This window comes from Streptomyces sp. NPDC016469 (assembly GCF_040632905.1).
Taxonomy (GTDB): Bacteria; Actinomycetota; Actinomycetes; order Streptomycetales; family Streptomycetaceae; genus Streptomyces.
The window spans coordinates 174,452-195,254 of sequence record NZ_JBEYCQ010000007.1 but is presented as its reverse complement, the minus strand read 5'-3'; the positions used below and the strand labels follow the sequence as shown (position 1 = coordinate 195,254).

Sequence of the window (20,803 nt, the reverse complement as noted above, 5' to 3'; positions counted from 1 at the left end):
TGCGGAGGCCACGCACCCTGTCCGTCGGATGAGACGGGGATTCCGACCCGTGGCCCGGGGACCGGGTTCCGGCTCAGCCCAGCTCGACCGGCAGTTCGAAGAGGTCGTTCTGCGTCACGATCGGCTTGTTGCGCAGCTCGGTGGCGGGCACGGCCAGCTCCAGGTCCGGGAAGCGCTCGTAGAGGGCGGGCAGGGCGACCCCCGCCTCCAGCCGGGAGAGGGCCGCGCCCGGGCAGACGTGCGGGCCGTGGCCGAAGGCGATGTGCCGGTTCGGCGAGCGCGTGACGTCGAACTCACCGGCGGTCGGGCCGTGCCGGCGCTCGTCGCGGCCCAGCGCGCCGAAGGAGACGATCAGGGCCTCGCCCTTGGGCAGGACCTTGTCGCCGACCTGTACGTCCTCCGTCGCGAAGCGGATCAGGACGTGCGAGGTCGGGGTGTTCCAGCGCAGCGTCTCCTCGATCACGTTCTCCCACGGCACCTCGCCGGCCAGCACCTGCTTGCGCTGCTCGGGGTGGGTCTGGAGCGCGACGACCGCGTTGACGATGAGGCTGATGGTCGTCTCGTGGCCCGCCGCGATGATGAGCTGGAGCGTGTTGACGATCTCCTCGTTGCTGAGGTGGTCGCCGTCCTCGGACGCCTCGATCAGGGCGCTGGTCAGGTCGTCGCCCGGCTCCGCCCGCTTCGCGTCCACGATCTTCGTGAAGAGCGCGCCGAGGTCCGCCATCATCTGCGGGACCTCCTCGGGCGGCGTCTGCGTCGAGAAGAACTTCTCGAACAGCTCCTTGAGCCTGGGGTGGTCGGCGGCGTCGACCCCCATCAGCTCACTGATCACGTTCATCGGCAGCGGGTAGGCGAACTCCGCCTTCAGGTCGACCCGCTCGCCCTCGGGCAGGGCCGCGAGGCGGTCCAGGCTCGCGGTCGTCAGCGCCTCGATGCCCGCCCGCAGCCGCTCCACCCGCTTCACGGTGAGGGCCTGCGCGACGAGCGTGCGCAGCCGGCGGTGGTCGGCGCCGTCGACGGTCAGCATCGAGCGGCCCGGGTTGGCCAGGCCGATCAGCGGCCAGTCCACAGGGATCTCGCCGCGCTGCCAGGCGCCCCAGACGTTGATGTCCTTCACGATCCGGGCATCGGTGAGCAGCTGTCTCGCCTCGGCGTGGTGCGTGACGGCGTAACAGTGCACCCCGCCGGGGAGTTCGACCTCGGCGAGCGGGCCGGCGGCGCGCAGCGCGGCGCTCTCGCCGTCCAGGTCGGCGACGAAGGGGTCGAGGGCGATGCGGGTCATGTCCGGCCTCCGATGGCGGGGGTGGGTGTGAAGACGACGGGCAGGTTGGCCAGGCCCCGCAGCCAGGGGGACGGGCGTCGGGTGAGCCGCTCGGCGGGGACGGCCAGGTCGATGTCCGGGAGGCGGTCGAGCAGTACCTCGATGCCGGTACGGGCGATGACCTCGGCGGTCTCCTGGGCCGGGAACGGGCAGCGGTGCTCGCCGTGGCCGAAGGACAGGAAGGCGCTGTTGCCGCCGGTCAGGGCCGAGCCGTCGACGCGGACCTGGGGGTCGGAGTTGGCGGCGGCGATGCCCAGGAGGAGCAGGTCGCCCGCCCGGATGTGGCGGCCCCCGAGGTGCGTGTCGCGCGCGGCCCAGCGGCCGGCGACGTTCTGCGTCGGGGTGTCCTCCCACAGGACCTCGTTCATGGCCTCGGCGACGCTGTGCCGGCCACCGGAGAGCGAGGCGGCGAAGCGGTCGTCGGTGAGCATCAGCCGCAGGGAGTTGCCCATCCAGTCCGCGGTCGGCTGGTGGCCCGCCGCCATCATGACCATGAGGTCCTGCATGACCTCCTCGTCCGTGAAGCCACCGGGGTCGGCCAGCATCCTCGTCGCGACGTCGTCGCCCGGCTCGGCGTGCTTGTCGGCCAGCAGCTTCAGCATCGTCGCGCCGAGGTGCTGCTGACCGGCCAGGGCGCGTTCCCGGCCGTCGATCATGTCGTTGATGGAGCCGACGAGCGCGTCGCCGTCCTCGTCGCTCACGCCGTACATCCTCGCCAGCACGCGGGCGGGGAGCAGCATGGCGTAGTCGGCGATGATGTCGGTCGAGCCCTTGGAGCAGAACCGGTCGATCAGTTCGTCGGCGAACTCCTCGGCGAAGCGCTTGAGGGCGAACGAGTCGATCGCCTCCAGGGCGTTGCCGATCATCGCGGCGCGTTCGGCGTGCCGGGGGCCGACGGTGTAGAGGATCGACGGCTGCTTCCGGCCGATCATGGGCAGCAGGGGCCAGTCGGCGGGGACCTTCTCCCACTGGTTCCAGAGGTCCGAGTCACGGCTGAAGAGCACCGGGTCGCTGGTGACCTGGTGCAGTTCGCGGTAGTCGAGGACCAGCCAGGCGGGCAGGCCGCCATCCAGGACGACGGGCGCCACGGCGCCGTGGTCGCGCCGGATCTCCCGGTACAGCTGCGCCGGTTCGGCCTGGAACCGGGGGCCGGACAGCGGCACGGCACCGGCCGCGTGGGGGCACTCGGTCACGGGGTGGGCTCCGGGGTCAGGGCGGGGGTGCCTTCGAGGGGCGCGGCGGCTTCCCGCGTACGGGCGGCGGACAGCCGGTGCAGGTGCTCGACCAGGGTGATCAGCACGTACTTGCTGGACGACCGGTCGCGCGCGTCGCACTCCACGAGCGGGACGTCCGGGGAGATGTCGAGCGCCTCCCGGATCTGCTGCTCGGTGTGGAGCGGGCCGCCGAAGTCGTTGCAGGCGACGATGAACGGCGTGCCGTGGTGCTCCAGCCGGTCGATCGCGTACCAGGAATCGGCCAGCCGCCGGGTGTCGACCAGGACGACGGCGCCCAGGGTGCCGGAGAACAGCCGGTCCCAGAGGAACCAGAAGCGCTCCTGGCCGGGCGCGCCGAACAGGTAGAGCACCGAGCGTTCGTCCAGGCTGATCCGGCCGAAGTCGAAGGCGACCGTGGTGGACGTCTTGGACCCGACGCCGTCGAGGTGGTCGACCGCCTCGCCCGCGCGGGTCATCGTCTCCTCCGTGTTGAGCGGACGGATCTCGCTCACGGATCGGACCATGGTGGTCTTGCCGACCCCGAAGCCGCCGACCACGACTATCTTCAGTCCGTTGTCGGCCGTCGCTCTCAGGGCGGCGCGGTCAGAGGTTGCGGAGTCCAACGAGCACCTGTTCCAGGATGTCGGGGGCGGGAAGCCGGTCCGATACGCGTGCGGTACGCGGGTGGCGGGCGCTGATCCGGCCGGTGTCGAGCAGATCGCAGAGCAGGATGCGCACGATGCTGACGGGCAGGTCGAGATCGGCGGCGATCTCCACGACGGCGGTGGGCCGTTCGCACATCCGCAGGATCGCCACGTGCTCCGACTGCATGCCGGGGCCCGGCTCGCACTCGGCGACCACCAGCGTGACCAGGTCGAAGGCGGCGGAGTCGGACCGGGTACGGCCGCCCGTGAGGGTGTACAGCCGGTCCGGCGCGTCGTCCCTGCCGGGGCGGGGCGTCATACGGCCGTGCCCCGGGCGGCGGCGACCGCCTCGGCGGGGTCGCGCGGCGGGGCGACCAGGTGCTCGCCCAGCTGCTCGACCAGCTCGCTCATGTTGTGGCCGACGAGGCCCACGTCCGCGCTCTCGGCGGCGACGACCGCGAGGTGGGCACCGGCGCCCGCCTCCACGATGAACAGGATGCCGCCGTAGAACTCGGCCATGGCGGAGCGGACCCCGCCGCTGCCGTTGCCGAACTCCACGGACGCGCCGTGGGACAGGCTCTGGATGCCGGCGGAGATCGCGGCGAGCTGGTCGGCCTGGTCGACGGAGAGCTCGGGGGTGCGGCACAGCTTGAGGCCGTCCCTCGACAGGACGAGGGCGTGCCGGGCGCCGGGGGTCCGTTCGAGGAGCCCCTCCAGCAGCCAGTTGAGCTTCTCGTCGGTGGTCGCGGTCATCGGGAGCTGCCCTCCGGGGGTGGGGAGTCGGGCCGTACGGCGTTGCGGAAGCTGCTGAAGCGGGCCGCCCGGGCCTTGGGGTCGGGTGCGTCGTCCGTCGCGTCGGCGTCCCGGGCGGGCCCGGCGGCGGCGGTGGCCCGGGCCCTGGCCTCGGCGGCGGCCAGGGTGCGCCCGCGCGAACGCTTGGGCAGGCCGCTCTCGCCGAACTTCGGCAGGTTGCCGGTGGTGTCCGAGGCGGAGTCGGAGCGCATGGGCTCCGGGGCGGCGGGCCGGGCGGCGGGGTCCGTCCCCAGGGTGTGGACGGGCTCGGGCTCGGCGGAGGCGGGGGCGGGGGCGGGGGCGGACGAAGGGGCGGGCGCAGGGGCGGACGCGTCCGGCGAGGTCCGGACCGCGGGGGTGCGGGTGACGATCTCCTGCGGGAGCATCATCAGCGCGCCCGTGCCGCCGCGCGCGGACGGCCGGAACGAGACGGTCAGCCCGTGCTTGCGGGCCAGCCGGCCGACGACGGCGAGCCCGAGGCGGGTGCCGGTCAGGCCGGTGAGGTCGGTGTCGTCGGCGGCGACCGCGCGCTCCGCCCGGCGCAGCTGCACGTCGCTCATGACGAGGCCGCTGTCCTCGACGGTGACGACGATCCCGGCCGGGACCTCCTCCACGTACACATGGACCTCGGCGGTGGGCGGCGAGAAGTTCGCCGCGTTGTCGAGGAGCTCGGCCAGGGCGTGCATGACGCCCTCGGCGGCGTGGCCGGCGACGGCGACGTCGCTGGTGGAGTGGAGCCGGACGCGCTGGTAGCCGCTGATCCGGCCCATCGCGCCGCGCAGCACGGACTCCATGACGATGGGCTTGGCCCAGCGCCGCCCGGAGCGGGCGCCGGTGAGCACGGCGATGGAGTCGGCGAGGCGGCCGGCCTGGGCGGTGCGGTGGTCCAGGTGGAGCAGGTCGGCGAGGACGTCCTCCGAGGTGTGCCGGTGCTCCATCTCACGGAGGTCGGCCAGCATGCTCGTGGCCAGGGCCTGCATCCGGCCGGCCGCGTTGGCGCAGGCGGTGAGGGCCGCGGAGCGCTCGGTCTCGGCGCGCGAGGCGCGGGCCTTCAGCCGGGCGTTCTCGGCGGTGAGGCGGGCGGCGCCGGCCTCCGCCTCCTCCTTGGCCTTCGCCGCCTCGGCCGCGGCGGCGGCCCTGATGCGGGCGTTCTCCGCGGTGAACTGCTGGGCCTCGGCGGCGGAGGCCGAGACCATCCGGGAGACCTCGGCCGTGAACCGGCCGCTCTCGGCGGCGTGCGTCTCGCGGAGCCGGCGCACCGTGGCGCGGGCGTGGACGGCGGTGGTGACGGCGGCCACGAGCAGCACGGCGGCCCCGCCGGAGCCCCAGGCCACCGCGGTCCTGGCCGAATCGGGAGCGGCGAAGGTCGCCCACACGCTCAGGGCTGCGGTGAGGGCCGCCGTGACCGTGAGGGCCAGTGCGGTCGGCCGGGTAGAGGGGCGCAAAGCGGAGTCCTTGGGGCGGACGGCGGCGGACGGGGGCGGTTCGGGCGAGGGGGACACGAGAGACAAGCGGGACAACTGGAGCGGGGGGTTCCCAGATAAGTCCCGGTCACTATATGAGAATTGACGATCCCTTTGGGAAGAACTTGTGGTGGCATCTGTTCTGTTTGTGTTTTCAACCTGTCAATTTACGACTGAATAATGTCGTGTTGCCCTGCCCCCGCGGCGGGGCCCCCGGCGGCCCTTTATTTCGTCCGTCTCTTGCGAGTCCCTACCGTGGAGGGGCGGGCCGCACCCGATGAGTGCAGTACTGTGTATCGGGTAGTGCATCACGCTGCACTCTCGAAGTTCAGGGAACCAAGAAGGGCAGGCCCCGGGTGAACGACCAGAGCGCCGCCGCAGAGCCGGCCGCAGCCGCCGCCGTCGCCGTTCCGGAGGCGGTCGCCTCCCCGGCGCTCGGCGAGGGGGAGCGGCCCGCCGGGCGGCGGGCCGCGCTCGCCCCGATCGCGCTGGTCGTCGCGGGCGGGCTGTCCGTGCAGTTCGGCGCCGCCATCGCGGTCCTGCTGATGCCCCGGGCCGGGGCGCTCGGGGTCGTCACGCTGCGGCTGGCCGCCGCCGCGCTCGTCCTGCTCGTCGTCTGCCGGCCCAAGCTGCGCGGCCACTCGCGCGCCGACTGGGGCACCGTGGTCGCCTTCGGCATCGCCATGGGCGGCATGAACACGCTGTTCTACCAGGCCGTCGACCGCATCCCGCTCGGCGCCGCCGTCACCCTCGAAGTGCTCGGCCCGCTCGTCCTGTCCGTGGTCGCCTCGCGCCGCCTGGTCAACGTCGTCTGGGCGGCCCTCGCCCTCGGCGGCGTCGTCCTGCTCAGCGGGATGGGGTCTCCCCTGTTCGAGGGAAGCCGAGAACTTGGGGAAGGCTTCGACCGGCTCGACCCGGTGGGCGCCGCCTACGCGCTGGGGGCCGGGGCGATGTGGGCGGCGTACATCATCTTCAGCGCCCGCACCGGCCGCCGCTTCCCGCAGGCCGACGGCCTCGCCCTGGCCATGGTGGTCGCCGCCCTCCTCTCGCTGCCCCTCGGCATCATGGACGCGGGCTCCAAGCTCCTCGTCCCCACGACGCTCGGGCTCGGCGCGGCCGTCGCGGTGCTCAGCTCCGTACTCCCGTACACCCTCGAACTCATCGCGCTGCGCCGCCTGCCCGCGCCCACCTTCGCCATCCTGATGAGCCTGGAACCCGCGATCGCCGCCATGGCCGGCTTCCTCATCCTCCACCAGGCCCTGTCCGTCACGGACGCCCTCGCCATCGCGCTGGTCATCGGGGCGAGCATGGGGGCGGTGCGCAGCCAGGTGCGGGGCGTCTCGAAGCGGTAGCCGGTCAGGCCGCCTTCGCGCCGCTCGCGTCGAACGCGGCGCGGGCCGCCGTGATGTCCGCCCGGTGCCGCTGATCCACACCGGCCTCGGCCTCTTCCCGGTCTCCGTCGCCATCGGCGCCCTGTCCCTCGGCCTCGCGCCCGCGCTGATCGCCCGCTTCGGCCCGCGCACGGTCCTGCTGCCGGGGCTCGCGCCCATCGCGGCGGGGCTCGCGGTGCTGGGCCGCGTGCCGGCGGACGGGAGTTACGCGGCGGACGTGCTGCCGGCGCTGCTGCCGCTGGGCATCGGCTTCGGCCTCGCCATGCCGTCGCTCGCCACGCCGGCGATGTCCGGGGCGACGCCGGAGGACTCGGGCATCGCGTCCGGCATCTTCAACACCATGCAGCAGATCGGCAGCGCCTTCGGCCTCGCCGTCCTCGGCACCCTCGCCACCTCGCACACCGACGCCCTCCTCGACGACGGCGCGAGCACCGCGTCGGCGCTCACCTCCGGCTACCAGCTCGCCTTCCGCGTGGGCGCCGGACTCGTCACCGTGGCCCTGCTCCTGGCGGCGACGCCGCTGCGCACGTCCGGCGCCGGGCGGCCGGAGCGGGCGGTCGGCCCCAGTCCGGAGCCCACCACGGCAGGTTCGCGGCAGCCCGTGCTACCGGCTCGGTGATCCCCGCGCCGCACGCGGACGGGGGGCTCCTGGAGGACCATTCCCCGCAGGGAATTGTCGGTCGCCGCCGGGCATCGCAGGATCTGGTCCGAAGTGACCTGCGGCAAGGAGTCCCACATGACCGAGATCGACCCCCAGCACCTGGCCGACCGCTACATCACCCAATGGACGCTGTCGGACGCCGCCGAACGGCGCGCGGCCATCGAGCGGCTGTGGGCTGAGGACGGCACCCACATCCTTCACCCGCCGGCGGAGATCCGGGACATCGCCGCGGAACTCGGCTTCACCCACACGACCCTGGAGGCCCAGGGGTACGACGCCATCGAGGCCCGGGTGGCGCGCAGCTACGAGCGGTTCGTCGAGAAGGAGCGATTCACTTTCCGGGCCCGCGCCGATGCGGTACGCCTCAACGGCGTGGTCAAGTTCGGCTGGGACACGGTTTCCGTGGCCACCGATGACGTCGTCGGTGGCGGCTCGGACGTTCTCGTACTCGACGCCGACGGCCGGATCAAGGCCGATTACATGTTCCCGGGGGCCTGATCCGCAGCAGCTGAGACCCCCGTCGTCCCGGCGGCAGCCGAGAGTGCCTCGGCTGTCGCCGCGTCGGCCGGCAGGAACGCTTCCAGCTTCAGCTCGGCAAGTGTCACGTCGACAGCGGTGGCGAATGTGGTCACGGTCGTCATCAGATGGAGATCACCGTACGGGGACCGCAGGTGTAGCGGAACCGCGAAGCCGAGCAGTCCGGCGGACGGATCCAGCGGGGGAACGTACCCGGTGAGCTCCGCGCGCAACTCTTCCAGGTGGCCGAGGCGGGCCAGGATGTGGCGCGCCCATTCGGCGAGGTTGCGGATGCGAGGAGCCAGGCCGTCGGGATGCAGCGCGAGGCGGTAGACATTCGTCCCCGGGCCCACCAGTTCGGGGGCCGCCCCTTCAGTGATCAGGTCGAAGGCCGTGTTCGCGGCGATCAGGTCGCCGCCCCGGTCCACCACCAGCGCCGGATAGGGCAGATGCCCGCGGAGGATGTGACCGATCGCCGTGCGCACGGGAGCCAGTACCGGGGCGTCCAGTGAGCTCTCGGGGTAGGCGGGCGCGTACCCCGCGGCCAGCAGCAGCTCGTTGCGCTCCCGCAGCGGCAGTTCCAGCGACTCGGCCAGGCGCACGACCATGTTCCGGCCGGGGACGGACCTGCCCGCTTCGATGAAGCTGAGATGGCGCTGCGTGGTGCCCGCCCGGAGCGCCAGGTCGAGCTGGCTGAGTTGACGGCGGGTACGCCGTTCGCGAAGCGCGCTGGGGAAGTTCACGGACCTGTTGTAACGGCGTCGGAGGGTCCTGGGCCATTCCCCGCAGGGAATTGCCGCCCCCGGTACCGGCCGTGAGCATCGACGACATGGACATCGGTGTACTGCTTCCGACCGGAACCGCCCAGTGGGGCCCGGCCGACGACCCCCGAGAGCTGGTGGCCTTCGGGCGCCGGGCCGAACGCCTCGGCTTCCGCTCGCTCTTCGTCAACGACTCGCTGCTCAGCCCGCGCATCGAGGCGCTCACGATGCTGGCCGCGCTCGCCCCGGTGACTGAAACCGTGACGCTGGGTACGGCCGCTCTGATGCCGTTCCTGCGCCGGCCGATCCAGGCCGCGCAGTCGCTCGGGTCGATCGACGTGCTGTCCGGCGGCCGGCTCACCGTGACCGTCGGGGCCGGCTTCCCCGGCCGCTTGGGACGGCCCCTCTACACGCTGTCCGAGCTGCCCTGGGAAAGGCGCTTCGCCCGCCTGGACGAGACCGTCGCGCTGTGGCGGGCACTGTGGGACGGCGCCGGTTCCTTCCACGGCGAGATCCTCCGGTTCGATGACATCCCGCCCACGACCAGGCCATCCCGAGCCGGCGGTCCGCCCATCTGGCTCGGTGGCGCGACCCCCGCAGCGCAGGCCCGCACCGGCCGGACGTACGACGGGTGGCTGCCCTACCCGCCCGACCCGGCCGACTACGCGTCCGGCCTCCGCCATGTGCGCCGAGCGGCAGCCGACGCCGGGCGTGCGGCCGGGGACATCACCCCCGCGCTGTTCGTCTCGGTCCGGATCGACGACGACATCGAGAGCGGCCGCCGCGCGCTGGACGCCTACGCCCGGGCCACCTACGGCATGCCGCTGGAGGAACTGGAGAGCATCCAGGCCGTTGTCACCGGCTCGGCCGAGGACGTGCTCCAGCGCCTGGGACAGTACGTCGCCGCCGGTGTCCGGCACATCGTGGCACGACCCGCCGCCCTGGACCTGAGCTCTCAGCGTGACCAACTCGAACGGATCGCAGACCTGATCCCCGCTGTCCGGAGGGCAGCGGATCACGCCGAGGCGGGTGCCCCGTAAAAAAATCATGCAAGCATGCTTGATTGTTTTACGCTCCACTGGCAGGCTCCCGGGCACGCCGTCACGCCCCGAGGGGAGCGCACCGTGTCCGATGCCTCAGCCGTGCTGGACGATCTGCGCAGCGAGAGCCGGGAGCTCGATCTGCTCGTCGCCGGGGCGACCGCGAGACAGTGGGCGGGGGAGACCCCGGCGGAGGGGTGGACCCTCGCCCACCAGATCGCCCACCTGAGCTGGACGGACGACGTCGCGCTGATCTCCGTCACCGACCCCGGCCGCTTCGGGGACGAGGTGGCGAAGGCCATGGAGGACCCCGAGGGCTTCGTGGACCGGGCTGCCGAGGAGGTCGTCGCCGCGTACCCGCCGGACGCGCTGCTCGTCCGCTGGCGCGAGGGCCGCGAGCGCTTGCAGGAGGCCCTGCGCGCGGCGCCCGCCGGGTCGAAGTTCCCCTGGTACGGGCCGCCGATGAGCGTCGCCTCGATGGCCACCGGGCGGCTGATGGAGACCTGGGCGCACGGCCAGGACATCGCCGACGCCCTCGGGGTCACCCGCACCCCGACCGCCCGGCTGCGGCACGTGGCCCGCATCGGGGTCCGGGCCCGCGACTACGCCTTCCTGGTACGGGGGAAGCAACCGCCCACCGAGGAGTTCCGGGTGGAACTCGTCGCACCCGGAGGCGAGTTGATCGCGTACGGCCCCGAGGACGCCGGCCAGCGGGTCACCGGGCCGCTGCACGACTTCTGCCTGCTCGTCACGCAGCGCGCCCACCGTGACGACCTGGCGGTGCGCGCGGAGGGGGCGGACGCGGGCGCCTGGCTGTCGATCGCGCAGGCGTTCGCGGGCCCCGCGGGGGCGGGGCGGGCGCCGAAGGGGGAGCGATGACGGAGCCCCGGCCCGCACCCCTTCGCATCGGCAACGCCTCCGGGTTCTACGGCGACCGCTTCGACGCCCTGCGCGAGATGCTTACCGGCGGCCCGCTCGACGTCCTCACCGGTGACTATCTCGCCGAGCTGACGATGCTCATCCTCGGCCGCGGCCGCCTGAAGGACCCTTCGCGCGGCTACGCCTCCACGTTCCTGCGGCAGCTGGAGGACGGGCTCGGCCTCGCCCGCGAGCGCGGGGTGCGGATCGTCGCCAACGCGGGCGGGCTCAACCCGGCCGGGCTCGCCGACGCGATCCGGGAGCTGGCCGGCAAGGTGGGGGTGCCGGTGCGGGTTGCACACGTGGAGGGCGACAACATCCCCGTACCGGACGGTTTTCTGACCGCGAACGCGTACCTTGGGGGAGCGGGCATCGCGGCGTGCCTGCGGGCCGGTGCCGAGGTCGTCGTCACCGGCCGGGTGACGGACGCCGCCCTCGTCACCGGCCCAGCCGCCGCCCACTTCGGCTGGGGGCCCGAGGACCACGACGCGCTCGCCGGAGCCGTCGTCGCCGGGCACATCCTGGAGTGCGGGACGCAGGCCACGGGCGGCAACTACGCCTTCTTCGGCGACCACGACATCCGCCGCCCCGGCTTCCCGGTCGCGGAGATCCACGCCGACGGCAGCTCGGTCATCACCAAGCACGACGGCACCGGGGGCGTCGTCGACCTCGGCACCGTCACCGCCCAACTCCTGTACGAGACCGGCGGCGCCCGGTACGCGGGGCCCGACGTCACCGCCCGGCTCGACACCGTACGGCTGACGCAGGACGGGCCGGACCGGGTCGCCGTCTCCGGCGTACGCGGAGAGGCCCCGCCGCCCACGCTCAAGGCCGGGCTGACCCGGCTCGGCGGCTGGCGCAACGAGGTCGTCTTCGTGCTCACCGGGCTCGACATCGAGGCCAAGGCGCGGCTCGTCCAGGACCAGTTCGCGGACGCCTTCGCGCGCGCCGGGCGCCGGCCGCGGGAGGTCCGCTGGGAGCTGGCCCGTACGGACAGGCCCGACGCCGACACCGAGGAGACCGCGAGCGCCCTGCTCCGGCTGGTGGTCCGCGACCGCGAACAGGAGTCCGTGGGACGCGCGTTGTCCGGCGCGGCGATCGAGCTGGCCCTCGGCAGCTACCCCGGCTTCCATGTCACCGCCCCGCCCGGGAAGGGCGCGCCCTACGGGGTGTTCGAGGCGCGGTACGTACCGGCGGAGGACGTGGAGCACATCGCCGTACTGCCCGACGGGACGCGCAGGCTGCTGAGTCCTCCCGTACGGACGCGGGAGCTGCGCGAGGTCGAACAGCCGCCGTTGCCGCCGCCGTTGGAGCCCGGGCCCACCCTCCGCGCCCCCCTCGGCCGCGTCGCCGGGGCCCGGAGCGGGGACAAGGGCGGGGACGCCAACGTCGGGGTGTGGGTCCGGGACGAGAACGCGTGGCGGTGGCTGGCGCACGAGCTGACCGTCGACCGCTTCCGCGCGCTCCTCCCGGAGACCACCGGACTCACCGTCGTACGCCATGTCCTGCCCAACCTGCGGGCGTTGAACTTCACCGTGCACGGGCTGCTCGGTGAAGGCGTCGCCGCGCAGCACAGGTTCGACCCGCAGGCCAAGGCGCTGGGGGAGTGGCTGCGCGCCCGCCGTCTGGAGATACCCGTGACCGTTCTGGAGGTGCCCGCATGACCGTCCTGCCCACCGGGCTCGACACCGCGAGCCCCGACTACGCGGCCAACCGGGCCGCCATGCTCGACAAGCTGGCCGAGCTGGAGGCCGCGCACGCCAAGGCGCTGGAGGGCGGCGGCGAGAAGTACGTCGAGCGGCACCGGGGGCGCGGCAAGCTGCTGGCCCGCGAGCGCGTCGAGCTGCTGGTGGACCCGGACACGCCGTTCCTGGAGCTGTCGCCGCTGGCCGCGTGGGGCAGCGAGTACGCGGTCGGCGCCTCGCTCGTCACCGGGATCGGGGTGGTGGCGGGCGTGGAGTGCCTGATCACCGCCAACGACCCGACCGTGCGCGGCGGGGCGTCGAATCCGTGGACGCTGAAGAAGGCCCTGCGCGCGAACGAGATCGCCTTCGCCAACCGGCTGCCGGTCATCAGCCTGGTCGAGTCCGGGGGCGCGGACCTGCCGTCGCAGAAGGAGATCTTCATCCCCGGCGGCGCCCTCTTCCGCGACCTGACCCGGCTCTCCGCCGCCGGAATCCCGACGGTGGCCGTGGTCTTCGGCAACTCCACCGCCGGAGGCGCGTACGTCCCCGGCATGTCCGACCACACGGTCATGATCCAGGAACGCTCGAAGGTCTTCCTCGGCGGACCGCCCCTGGTCAAGATGGCGACCGGCGAGGAGAGCGACGACGAATCGCTCGGCGGCGCCGCGATGCACGCCCGTACGTCCGGGCTGGCCGACCACTTCGCCGTGGACGAGCACGACGCCCTGCGCCAGGCCCGCCGCATCGTCGCCCGCCTCAACTGGCGCAAGGCGCACGCCGATCCGGGCCCGGCCGAGCCGCCCGCGTACGACGAGGACGAGCTGATCGGCATCGTGCCCGGGGACCTGAAGGTGCCGTTCGACCCGCGCGAGGTGATCGCCCGGCTGGTCGACGGCTCGGACTTCGACGCGTTCAAACCGCTGTACGGGACGAGCCTGGTCACCGGCTGGGCGCGGCTGCACGGCTACCCGGTCGGCATCCTCGCCAACGCGCAGGGCGTGCTGTTCAGCGAGGAGTCGCAGAAGGCCGCGCAGTTCATCCAGCTCGCCAACCAGCGCGACATCCCGCTGCTCTTCCTCCACAACACCACCGGCTACATGGTCGGCAAGGAGTACGAGCAGGGTGGCATCATCAAGCACGGCGCGATGATGATCAACGCCGTCTCGAACTCGAAGGTCCCGCACCTCTCGGTCCTGATGGGCGCCTCCTACGGCGCCGGGCACTACGGGATGTGCGGCAGGGCGTACGACCCGCGCTTCCTCTTCGCCTGGCCCGGCAGCAAGTCCGCCGTCATGGGCCCGCAGCAGCTGGCGGGGGTGCTCTCCATCGTCGCGCGCGCCTCGGCCGCCGCGAAGGGCCGCCCGTACGACGACGAGGCGGACGCCGCCCTGCGCGCCATGGTCGAGCAGCAGATCGAGTCCGAGTCCCTGCCGATGTTCCTGTCCGGGCGGCTGTACGACGACGGGGTCATCGACCCGCGCGACACCCGGACCGTCCTCGGCCTGTGCCTGTCCGCCATCCACACCGCACCGGTCGAGGGCGCCCGGGGTGGCTTCGGCGTCTTCCGGATGTGAGTTGAGATGATCAAGAGTTTGCTCGTCGCCAACCGGGGCGAGATCGCCTGCCGGATCTTCCGCACCTGCCGGGACCTCGGCATCGCCACCGTCGCCGTGTACTCGGACGCGGACGCCGGTGCGCTGCACGTCCGGGAGGCCGACACCGCCGTACGGCTGCCGGGCGCGGCCCCCGCCGATACGTATCTGCGCGGCGATCTCGTGGTGGCCGCCGCGCTCGCGGCCGGGGCGGACGCCGTGCATCCCGGGTACGGGTTCCTCTCCGAGAACGCCGGGTTCGCCGCCGCCGTGCAGGAGGCGGGGCTGCGGTGGATCGGGCCGCCGGTCGAGGCGATCGAGCTGATGGCGTCGAAGACCCGCGCCAAGGAGCTGATGGCGGCCGCCGGGGTGCCGCTGCTCGCGCCGGTGGACCCGGCCGCCGCGACCGCCGACGACCTGCCGCTGCTGCTGAAGGCGGCGGCCGGGGGCGGTGGCCGGGGGATGCGGGTCGTACGGGAACTGAGCGACCTGCCGGGTGAGTTGACCGCCGCCGCGGCCGAGGCGCTGTCCGCGTTCGGGGACGGCGAGGTGTTCGCCGAGCCGTACGTGGAGCGCGGCCGGCACGTCGAGGTCCAGGTGATGGCGGACGGGCACGGCGGGGTGTGGGCGCTGGGGACCCGGGACTGCTCGCTCCAGCGGCGGCACCAGAAGGTCATCGAGGAGGCGCCGGCGCCGGGCCTGCCGGACGGGCTGCGGGGGCGGCTGCACGAGGCCGCGGTGGCCGCCGCCCGGGCCGTGGACTACCGGGGCGCGGGGACCGTGGAGTTCCTGGTCGCTCCCGGCGGGCGGCCGTACTTCCTGGAGATGAACACGCGCCTTCAGGTGGAGCACCCGGTCACCGAGGAGGTGTTCGGGCTCGACCTCGTCGCGCTCCAGCTCAGGATCGCGGAGGGCGAGCCGCTGCCGTCCGCCGAGCCCCCGTCGCCGGCCGGGCACGCCGTGGAGGCCCGGCTGTACGCGGAGGACCCGGCGCGAGACTGGCAGCCGCAAACCGGAGCACTGCTCTCGCTGGACGTGCCGGGGGTGCGCCTCGACGCCGGGTACACCGGTGGCGACACGATCGGCGTGCACTACGACCCGATGATCGCCAAGGTGATCGCCCGGGCTCCGACGCGGACCGAGGCGGTGCGGCTCCTCGCCCGCGCGCTGGAGCGGGCGCGCATCCACGGGCCGGTGACCAACCGGGACCTGCTCGTCCGGTCGTTGCGGCATCCGGACTTCGTGGGCGGGCGGCTGGACGCCGGGTTCTACGAGCGGCACCTGCCGGAACTGACGGCCGCGCGGGACGAGGCGTCCGCCCGGCTCGCGGCCACCGCCGCCGCGGTGGCCGAGGCGGCCCGTAACGCCACCTCCACCACCGGGGGCGGCTTCACCCGCTTCGGCGCCTGGCGCAACCTCCCCTCGCAGCCCCAGCTCCGGCGCTACCGCGGCGAGCCGGACGGGGTGGACCACGAGATCACGTACCGCCCGACCCGGGACGGCCTGAGCGTCGGCACGGAGGGCGTCCGCGTGGTGTCGGCGGGCCGGGCGCGTGTCACGCTCGAACACGGCGGCGTCACACGGCACTTCGACGTCTTCCCGGCCGACGGCAAGGTGTACGTGGACACCGCCTCCGGCGCGTACGCCTTCACCGCCCTGCCCCGCTTCACCGACCCCGCCGACCGTACCGAGCCCGGCTCCCTGCTCGCCCCCATGCCCGGCACGGTGGTCCGCCTCGCGGACGGCCTCGCGGAGGGGGCGGCCGTGGTGGCCGGGCAGCCGCTGATCTGGCTGGAGGCGATGAAGATGGAGCACCGCGTCCTCGCTCCCGCCTCCGGCACCCTCACCGCCCTGCACGCCGCGCCCGGCCTCCAGGTGGAGGTCGGCGCCCTGCTCGCCGTAGTCACCGACCCGTCTGAGGAGCAGCCCGCATGAGCACCGTCCTCGAAACCGAAGAGCACCAGGCCCTGCGTGCCGCCGTCGCCGCCCTCGGGAAGCGGTACGGGCGCGCCTACATGCAGTCCCTCGTCAGCGAGGGCGGCCACCCCCGCGAGCTGTGGGCGGAGGCCGCGAAGGCGGGCTTCCTCGGCGTGAACCTCCCCGAGGAGTACGGGGGCGGCGGCGCCGGCATGGCGGAACTATCCATCGTGCTGGAGGAGTTGGGCGCAACCGGCTCCCCGCTCCTGATGATGATCGTGTCGCCCGCGATCTGCGGCACGGTGATATCCCGCTTCGGCACGGAGGAGCAGAAGCGGCAGTGGCTCCCGGGCCTCGCCGACGGCTCCCTCACCATGGCGTTCGGCATCACCGAGCCGGACGCCGGTTCCAACTCGCACCGCATCACCACCACGGCGCGCCGGGACGGCGGTGACTGGCTGCTCACCGGCCGCAAGGTGTTCGTGTCCGGCGTGGACATCGCGGACGCCACGCTGATCGTCGGCCGCACCGAGGACGCGAGGACCGGCAAGCTCAAGGCGTGCCTGTTCATCGTCCCGCGCGAGACGCCCGGCTTCCAGCGGAACCGGATCGACATGGAGGTCCACGCCCCGGAGAAGCAGTTCGAACTGGTCCTGGACGACGTGCGGCTGCCGGCGGAGGCGCTGGTGGGGGATGAGGACGCGGGGCTGCTCCAGCTCTTCGCCGGCCTCAACCCGGAGCGCATCATGACCGCGGCCTTCGGCATCGGGATGGGCCGGTACGCGCTGAGCAGGGCGGTCGAGTACGCGAAGACGCGCCAGGTCTGGAAGGAGCCCATCGGCGCCCACCAGGCCATCGCCCACCCGCTGGCCCAGGCCCACATCGAACTCGAACTGGCCCGCCTGATGATGCAGAAGGCCGCCCGGCTGTACGACGCGGGCGACGACGTCGGCGCGGGCGAGGCGGCGAACATGGCGAAGTACGCGGCGGGCGAGGCGTGCGTGAAGGCGGTGGACCAGGCGGTGCACACGCTGGGCGGCAACGGCCTCACGCGGGAGTACGGGCTGGCGTCGCTGATCACCGGGGCGCGGGTGGCGCGGATCGCGCCCGTCAGCCGGGAAATGATCCTGAACTACGTATCCCACCAGACCCTGGGTCTCCCCAAGTCGTACTGAGAGGCGCCACAGTCGTACGTACGCGAGAGGCCACCTCCCCGTATCGAAGGGACCGACCCACCATGGCGCACGTGTTCCGCAGCGAGTACCCGGACGTCCAGCCGCTCGACGCCGCCATCCACGACGCGGTGCTCGGGCACGCCACCGAGCGGTTCGGGGAGACCGTCGCCCTGATCGACGGGACGAACGAGAGCAACCGCCTCACCTACGCGCAGCTCGACGCCTTCCACCGCAGGATCGCCGCCGGTCTGGCCGCCGCAGGCCTGGTCAAGGGCGACGTGCTCGCCCTGCACAGCCCGAACACCATCGCGTACCCGGCCGTCTTCCACGCGGCGACCCGGGCGGGCGCCACGGTCACGACGGTGCACCCGCTGGCGACGGCGGAGGAGTTCGCGAAGCAGCTCCGCGACTCCTCCGCGCGCTGGATCGTCACGGTGTCCCCGCTGCTCGCGGTCGCGCGCCGGGCCGCCGAACTCGTGGGCGGCATCGAGGAGGTGTTCGTCTGCGACCACGCGGAGGGCCACACCTCGCTCCTGGACATGCTCACCACGACCGCCCCGGAACCGATGGTGGCCGTGGACCCGGCGGAGGACGTCGCGGCACTCCCGTACTCCTCGGGCACGACGGGCGTCCCGAAGGGCGTCATGCTGACGCACCGCTCGATGGCGACGAACCTGGAACAGCTCAGCCCGTTCGTGCCGCTGGGGGAGGGGCACCGGATTCTGGCCGTGTTGCCGTTCTTTCATATCTATGGGTTGACGGCATTGATGAACGCCCCGCTGCGACTGGGCGCGACCGTCGTCGTCCTCCCGCGCTTCGACCTCGCGCAGTTCCTGGCGGCCATCGAGACGCACCGCATCAACGGCCTGTACGTGGCCCCGCCGATCGTCCTGGCCCTCGCGAAGCACCCGGTGGTCGACCGCTACGACCTGTCCTCGCTGGAGTACATCGTCAGCGCCGCCGCCCCCCTCGACGCGGACCTGGCCGCCGCGTGCTCCCGCCGCCTGGGGCTGCCGCCAGTCCGCCAGGCGTACGGCATGACGGAGCTGTCCCCGGGCACGCACGTCGTCCCGCTCGCCGCCGAGAACCCGCCGCCGGGCGCGGTCGGCACGCTGCTCCCGAACACCGAGATGCGGATCGTGTCCCTGGACGACCCGTCCCGCGACGCCCCGCCCGGCGAGCCCGGCGAGATCCTGATCCGGGGTCCCCAGGTCATGAAGGGCTACCTCGGCCGCCCCGACGCCACCGCCGCGATGATCGACCCCGACGGCTGGGTGCACACCGGCGACGTCGGCCGGGTGGACGAGGCGGGCTGGCTCTTCGTGGTCGACCGCGTGAAGGAGCTCATCAAGTACAAGGGCTACCAGGTCGCCCCCGCGGAGCTGGAAGCGCTGCTGCTCGGCCACGAGGGGGTGGCGGACGCGGCGGTGATCGGCGTCCGGGACCCCGACGGCAACGAGATCCCGAAGGCCTACGTGGTGCGGGGCGCGGGGGCGGCGGTGACGGCGGAGGGGCTGATGGAGTGGGTGGCGGAGCGGGTGGCCCCGTACAAGAAGGTGCGGGGGGTCGAGTTCATCGGGACGGTGCCCCGGGCGGCGTCGGGGAAGATTTTGCGGCGGGAGCTGCGGGACCGGGAGGCGGGGCGGGGGAGATCCTGACCCCGGCCCCCGCGCGCCTCCGGGCCCCCCGACGCCCGCCGGCCACGGGGGAGGCGTCGTCACGCGGACGGCTGGGGCCCCTGACCAGCCGATTCCCGGGGGACCGGTCCGGCCGCGTACGCCAGTGGAGGCGCGATCGCCTGCGCGTCCGCTCCCTCACCGACCCACAGGGCGATGAACAGCGCGGCGGTCGCTTCCAGGAGTCCCGCGCGTTCGAGGCCGCCGCCTGCCACGGGTTCGCAGCCCACGTCCCGCACCAACTCGCGCACCCGCGCGAGGGCCGTCTCGTCGTCGCCGCAGACGGGCACGGCCAGGGGCCGCCCGCCGAAGACGGGCGGGCGCATGCGCCACACGTCCTCGTGGCAGAGGTTGAAAGCCTTGACCACGTGGGCTCCCGGCGCGGCCGAGGCCAGTCGCCGCGCGGCCGAGCGGCCTCCCTCCGTCAGCAGCCGGAAGCCCGGGCCGACCGGGTTGGAGCAGTCGAGCAGCGCCTTGCCCTCCAGGGCCGCGTGCAGTTCCCGTGCCACATCCGCTCCCGCCCCGAAGGGCAGCGCGGCCAGCACCACCTCCTGACCGAACTCGGCGGCCGCACGCAGACCGGCGGGCTGCGCTCCGCCTCCGATGCGCCTCGCCAGCCGCTCCGCCTTGTGCATGTCCCGTCCCCCGATGGCCACCTGGTGCCCGGCCCTCACCCAGTGGGTGGCGAGCGCGTCGGCCATGTTGCCCGTTCCCAGTACGCCGATTCTCATCCCGTGCTCCCTCTCCGTGCCTGCTTCGCCGTTCACAGCGACGCTAGAGAGCGGTTCGGGCACCATGTGGTACGTGACGACCGACGCCTTCCTCGCCGACTGCCGCGCCCGCCTCGCTTTCGACCTGCTCTCCAACACCTGGAACGCCGTAGTGCTCTGGGCCCTGCGCGACGGCCCCGGACGCCCGGTCGAACTCCGGGAGCGGATCGGGGGCATCAGCTCCAAGGTCCTCACCGAGACCCTGCGACGGCTGCAGTTCAACGGGCTGGTCGACCGCCGGGCACACCCCGACGCGCCGTCACGGGTCGCGTACGAACTCACCGCCCTGGGCCGGACCTTGCTGGCACCCATCGACGCCTTCGGCGCATGGGCCTTCGAGCACGGCGACGAGGTCATGGCAGCGCAGGAAGCGGCATGCGTTCCCGGACCGCAGTCACCGGCGTGACCCCTCCGGTGACGGGGCGCCCCTGGCCCCCGTCGCAGGCGGCGGAGCGGGCGGCGGGTGGACCCGGTTCTGCCGCCGGGATACGTTCCCTGCGGGGAGCGTGCCGTCCCTGGCGTGATGAGGGCCAGAAGTACGAGGAGATCCGGACGTGACGACGAACGACACGATGACGGGCGCGGTGTCGCCCGCGCGCAGGCGCGCCCACCTGCTGTGGGCGGTCGCGGCCCTCGCGTACGCCATCGACCTGGCGAGCAAGCTGGCGGTGGTCGCGAAGCTCGAAGGCCGGACGACCGTGTCGGTGCTCGGGGACTGGCTGGTGCTGCGGGTCCAGCGCAACCCGGGCGCCGCCTTCGGCATGGGCGAAGCGACGACGATCGTCTTCACCCTGATCGCCGCGGCCGTGGTCGTCGTCGTGGTCCGCTACTCGCGCCGCCTGGCGAGCACCCCGGGGGCCATCGCCCTGGGCCTGCTCCTCGGCGGCGCCCTCGGCAACCTGACCGACCGCCTCTTCCGCACCCCGGGCGGCCTCCAGGGCGCGGTGGTCGACTTCATCTCCGTCCGGGACTTCAGCGTCATGAACCTGGCCGACTGGGCGATCACCTGCGGCTGCGCGGTGGCCGTGGTGCTGTCGTTCCGGAGCTCGCCGGCGACGGGGACGGCTGGTGCGGGGGCGGGGGCACCCCGGTCGTAGCGGGCCGTCGCGCGGCCTGTGGACGAAGAGGCGGTCTCCGTCCCTCGCCCCGCAGCTGTGACCCCCGCCCTACGGCAGCGGCGAGTTCGCCGGCTGCGAGCTTCATGGCGCACTGGTCCTCCGCCTCGATGAACACCTGCTGGCCCAGTGGGCACTGAGGCGGTGTGCGA

At 73.2% G+C, this 20,803-nt stretch carries 19 protein-coding genes and 1 pseudogene; 12 read left to right on the top strand and 8 right to left on the bottom strand.

The features are described from left to right. Nucleotides 1–73 precede the first annotated feature (73 nt). From ABZ565_RS10370 to ABZ565_RS10345, 6 genes are read right to left on the bottom strand one after another with little or no spacing between them, the layout of a single operon-like run. Nucleotides 74–1,282 carry a cytochrome P450 gene (locus ABZ565_RS10370; RefSeq protein ID WP_361023119.1) on the bottom strand — a complete coding sequence of 403 codons (1,209 nt, stop codon included), beginning with the start codon at nucleotides 1,280–1,282 and terminating at the stop codon, nucleotides 74–76. After that, nucleotides 1,279–2,514, bottom strand: coding sequence for a cytochrome P450 (locus tag ABZ565_RS10365; protein WP_361023116.1), 1,236 nt, complete (start codon nucleotides 2,512–2,514; stop codon nucleotides 1,279–1,281). The genes ABZ565_RS10370 and ABZ565_RS10365 overlap by 4 nt, the downstream gene beginning before the upstream one ends. Continuing rightward, nucleotides 2,511–3,158 carry an ATP/GTP-binding protein gene (locus ABZ565_RS10360; protein ID WP_361023113.1) on the bottom strand — a complete coding sequence of 216 codons (648 nt, stop codon included), beginning with the start codon at nucleotides 3,156–3,158 and terminating at the stop codon, nucleotides 2,511–2,513. The genes ABZ565_RS10365 and ABZ565_RS10360 overlap by 4 nt, the downstream gene beginning before the upstream one ends. Beyond that, nucleotides 3,139–3,498 carry a DUF742 domain-containing protein gene (locus ABZ565_RS10355; RefSeq protein WP_361023110.1) on the bottom strand — a complete coding sequence of 120 codons (360 nt, stop codon included), beginning with the start codon at nucleotides 3,496–3,498 and terminating at the stop codon, nucleotides 3,139–3,141. Before ABZ565_RS10355 ends, ABZ565_RS10360 begins: the two co-directional genes overlap by 20 nt. Further along, complete coding sequence (locus ABZ565_RS10350; protein WP_361023107.1) at nucleotides 3,495–3,932, bottom strand: roadblock/LC7 domain-containing protein; 438 nt, start codon at nucleotides 3,930–3,932, stop codon at nucleotides 3,495–3,497. The genes ABZ565_RS10355 and ABZ565_RS10350 overlap by 4 nt, the downstream gene beginning before the upstream one ends. After that, on the bottom strand, nucleotides 3,929–5,416 hold the full coding sequence (locus ABZ565_RS10345; RefSeq protein ID WP_361023410.1) for an ATP-binding protein: 1,488 nt from the start codon (nucleotides 5,414–5,416) through the stop codon (nucleotides 3,929–3,931). Before ABZ565_RS10345 ends, ABZ565_RS10350 begins: the two co-directional genes overlap by 4 nt. 374 nt (nucleotides 5,417–5,790) lie before the next feature. Here ABZ565_RS10345 and ABZ565_RS10340 point away from each other — a divergent pair, with 374 nt between their 5' ends. The 3 genes and pseudogenes from ABZ565_RS10340 to ABZ565_RS10330 all read left to right on the top strand — a co-directional run bounded on the left by ABZ565_RS10340 (nucleotide 5,791) and on the right by ABZ565_RS10330 (nucleotide 7,984). Continuing rightward, nucleotides 5,791–6,786 (top strand): EamA family transporter, encoded by a 996-nt coding sequence (locus ABZ565_RS10340; protein WP_361023104.1) that lies wholly within the window; start codon nucleotides 5,791–5,793, stop codon nucleotides 6,784–6,786. Nucleotides 6,787–6,865: 79 nt separating this feature from the next. Then, nucleotides 6,866–7,444: pseudogene (locus ABZ565_RS10335) on the top strand (MFS transporter); the annotation flags it as partial. A 117-nt stretch (nucleotides 7,445–7,561) separates the two neighbouring features. After that, nucleotides 7,562–7,984 carry a hypothetical protein gene (locus ABZ565_RS10330; protein WP_361023101.1) on the top strand — a complete coding sequence of 141 codons (423 nt, stop codon included), beginning with the start codon at nucleotides 7,562–7,564 and terminating at the stop codon, nucleotides 7,982–7,984. On the opposite strand, the gene ABZ565_RS10325 is transcribed toward ABZ565_RS10330, so the two are convergent. After that, nucleotides 7,963–8,745 carry a helix-turn-helix domain-containing protein gene (locus ABZ565_RS10325; RefSeq protein ID WP_361023098.1) on the bottom strand — a complete coding sequence of 261 codons (783 nt, stop codon included), beginning with the start codon at nucleotides 8,743–8,745 and terminating at the stop codon, nucleotides 7,963–7,965. The two genes, ABZ565_RS10330 and ABZ565_RS10325, sit on opposite strands and share 22 nt — an antisense overlap. Nucleotides 8,746–8,822: 77 nt before the next feature. Between ABZ565_RS10325 and ABZ565_RS10320 the strand changes: the two genes are divergently transcribed. The 7 genes from ABZ565_RS10320 (at nucleotide 8,823) to ABZ565_RS10290 (ending at nucleotide 18,748) form a co-directional block, all read left to right on the top strand. After that, a complete protein-coding gene (locus tag ABZ565_RS10320; protein ID WP_361023407.1) occupies nucleotides 8,823–9,803 on the top strand; it encodes an LLM class flavin-dependent oxidoreductase in 981 nt (326 codons plus the stop codon). An 84-nt stretch (nucleotides 9,804–9,887) separates the two neighbouring features. Next, on the top strand, nucleotides 9,888–10,682 hold the full coding sequence (locus tag ABZ565_RS10315; RefSeq protein ID WP_361023095.1) for a TIGR03084 family metal-binding protein: 795 nt from the start codon (nucleotides 9,888–9,890) through the stop codon (nucleotides 10,680–10,682). Next, the gene (locus ABZ565_RS10310) at nucleotides 10,679–12,385 is read left to right on the top strand and encodes an acyclic terpene utilization AtuA family protein (protein WP_361023092.1); all 1,707 of its coding nucleotides are present in this window, start codon (nucleotides 10,679–10,681) and stop codon (nucleotides 12,383–12,385) included. Before ABZ565_RS10315 ends, ABZ565_RS10310 begins: the two co-directional genes overlap by 4 nt. Continuing rightward, on the top strand, nucleotides 12,382–13,980 hold the full coding sequence (locus ABZ565_RS10305; RefSeq protein WP_361023089.1) for a carboxyl transferase domain-containing protein: 1,599 nt from the start codon (nucleotides 12,382–12,384) through the stop codon (nucleotides 13,978–13,980). Before ABZ565_RS10310 ends, ABZ565_RS10305 begins: the two co-directional genes overlap by 4 nt. Nucleotides 13,981–13,986: 6 nt before the next feature. Continuing rightward, nucleotides 13,987–15,933 (top strand): biotin carboxylase N-terminal domain-containing protein, encoded by a 1,947-nt coding sequence (locus tag ABZ565_RS10300; RefSeq protein ID WP_361023086.1) that lies wholly within the window; start codon nucleotides 13,987–13,989, stop codon nucleotides 15,931–15,933. Beyond that, entirely contained in the window at nucleotides 15,930–17,090 is a 1,161-nt protein-coding gene (locus ABZ565_RS10295; RefSeq protein WP_361023083.1) for an acyl-CoA dehydrogenase family protein, read from the top strand. Before ABZ565_RS10300 ends, ABZ565_RS10295 begins: the two co-directional genes overlap by 4 nt. Before the next feature lie 62 nt (nucleotides 17,091–17,152). Next, nucleotides 17,153–18,748: an AMP-binding protein gene (locus ABZ565_RS10290; protein ID WP_361023080.1), complete on the top strand. Its 1,596-nt coding sequence runs from the start codon at nucleotides 17,153–17,155 to the stop codon at nucleotides 18,746–18,748. Nucleotides 18,749–18,807: 59 nt separating this feature from the next. Here the strand turns inward: ABZ565_RS10290 and ABZ565_RS10285 are convergent, their stop codons facing one another. After that, the gene (locus ABZ565_RS10285) at nucleotides 18,808–19,497 is read right to left on the bottom strand and encodes an NAD(P)-binding domain-containing protein (protein ID WP_361023077.1); all 690 of its coding nucleotides are present in this window, start codon (nucleotides 19,495–19,497) and stop codon (nucleotides 18,808–18,810) included. Between the two features lie 73 nt (nucleotides 19,498–19,570). Here ABZ565_RS10285 and ABZ565_RS10280 point away from each other — a divergent pair, with 73 nt between their 5' ends. Both ABZ565_RS10280 and lspA read left to right on the top strand, forming a co-directional pair. Beyond that, a complete protein-coding gene (locus ABZ565_RS10280) occupies nucleotides 19,571–19,942 on the top strand; it encodes a helix-turn-helix domain-containing protein (protein WP_361023074.1) in 372 nt (123 codons plus the stop codon). A 166-nt stretch (nucleotides 19,943–20,108) separates the two neighbouring features. After that, nucleotides 20,109–20,633 (top strand): signal peptidase II, encoded by a 525-nt coding sequence (lspA, locus tag ABZ565_RS10275; RefSeq protein WP_361023404.1) that lies wholly within the window; start codon nucleotides 20,109–20,111, stop codon nucleotides 20,631–20,633. The last annotated feature ends 170 nt before the right edge of the window (nucleotides 20,634–20,803 follow it).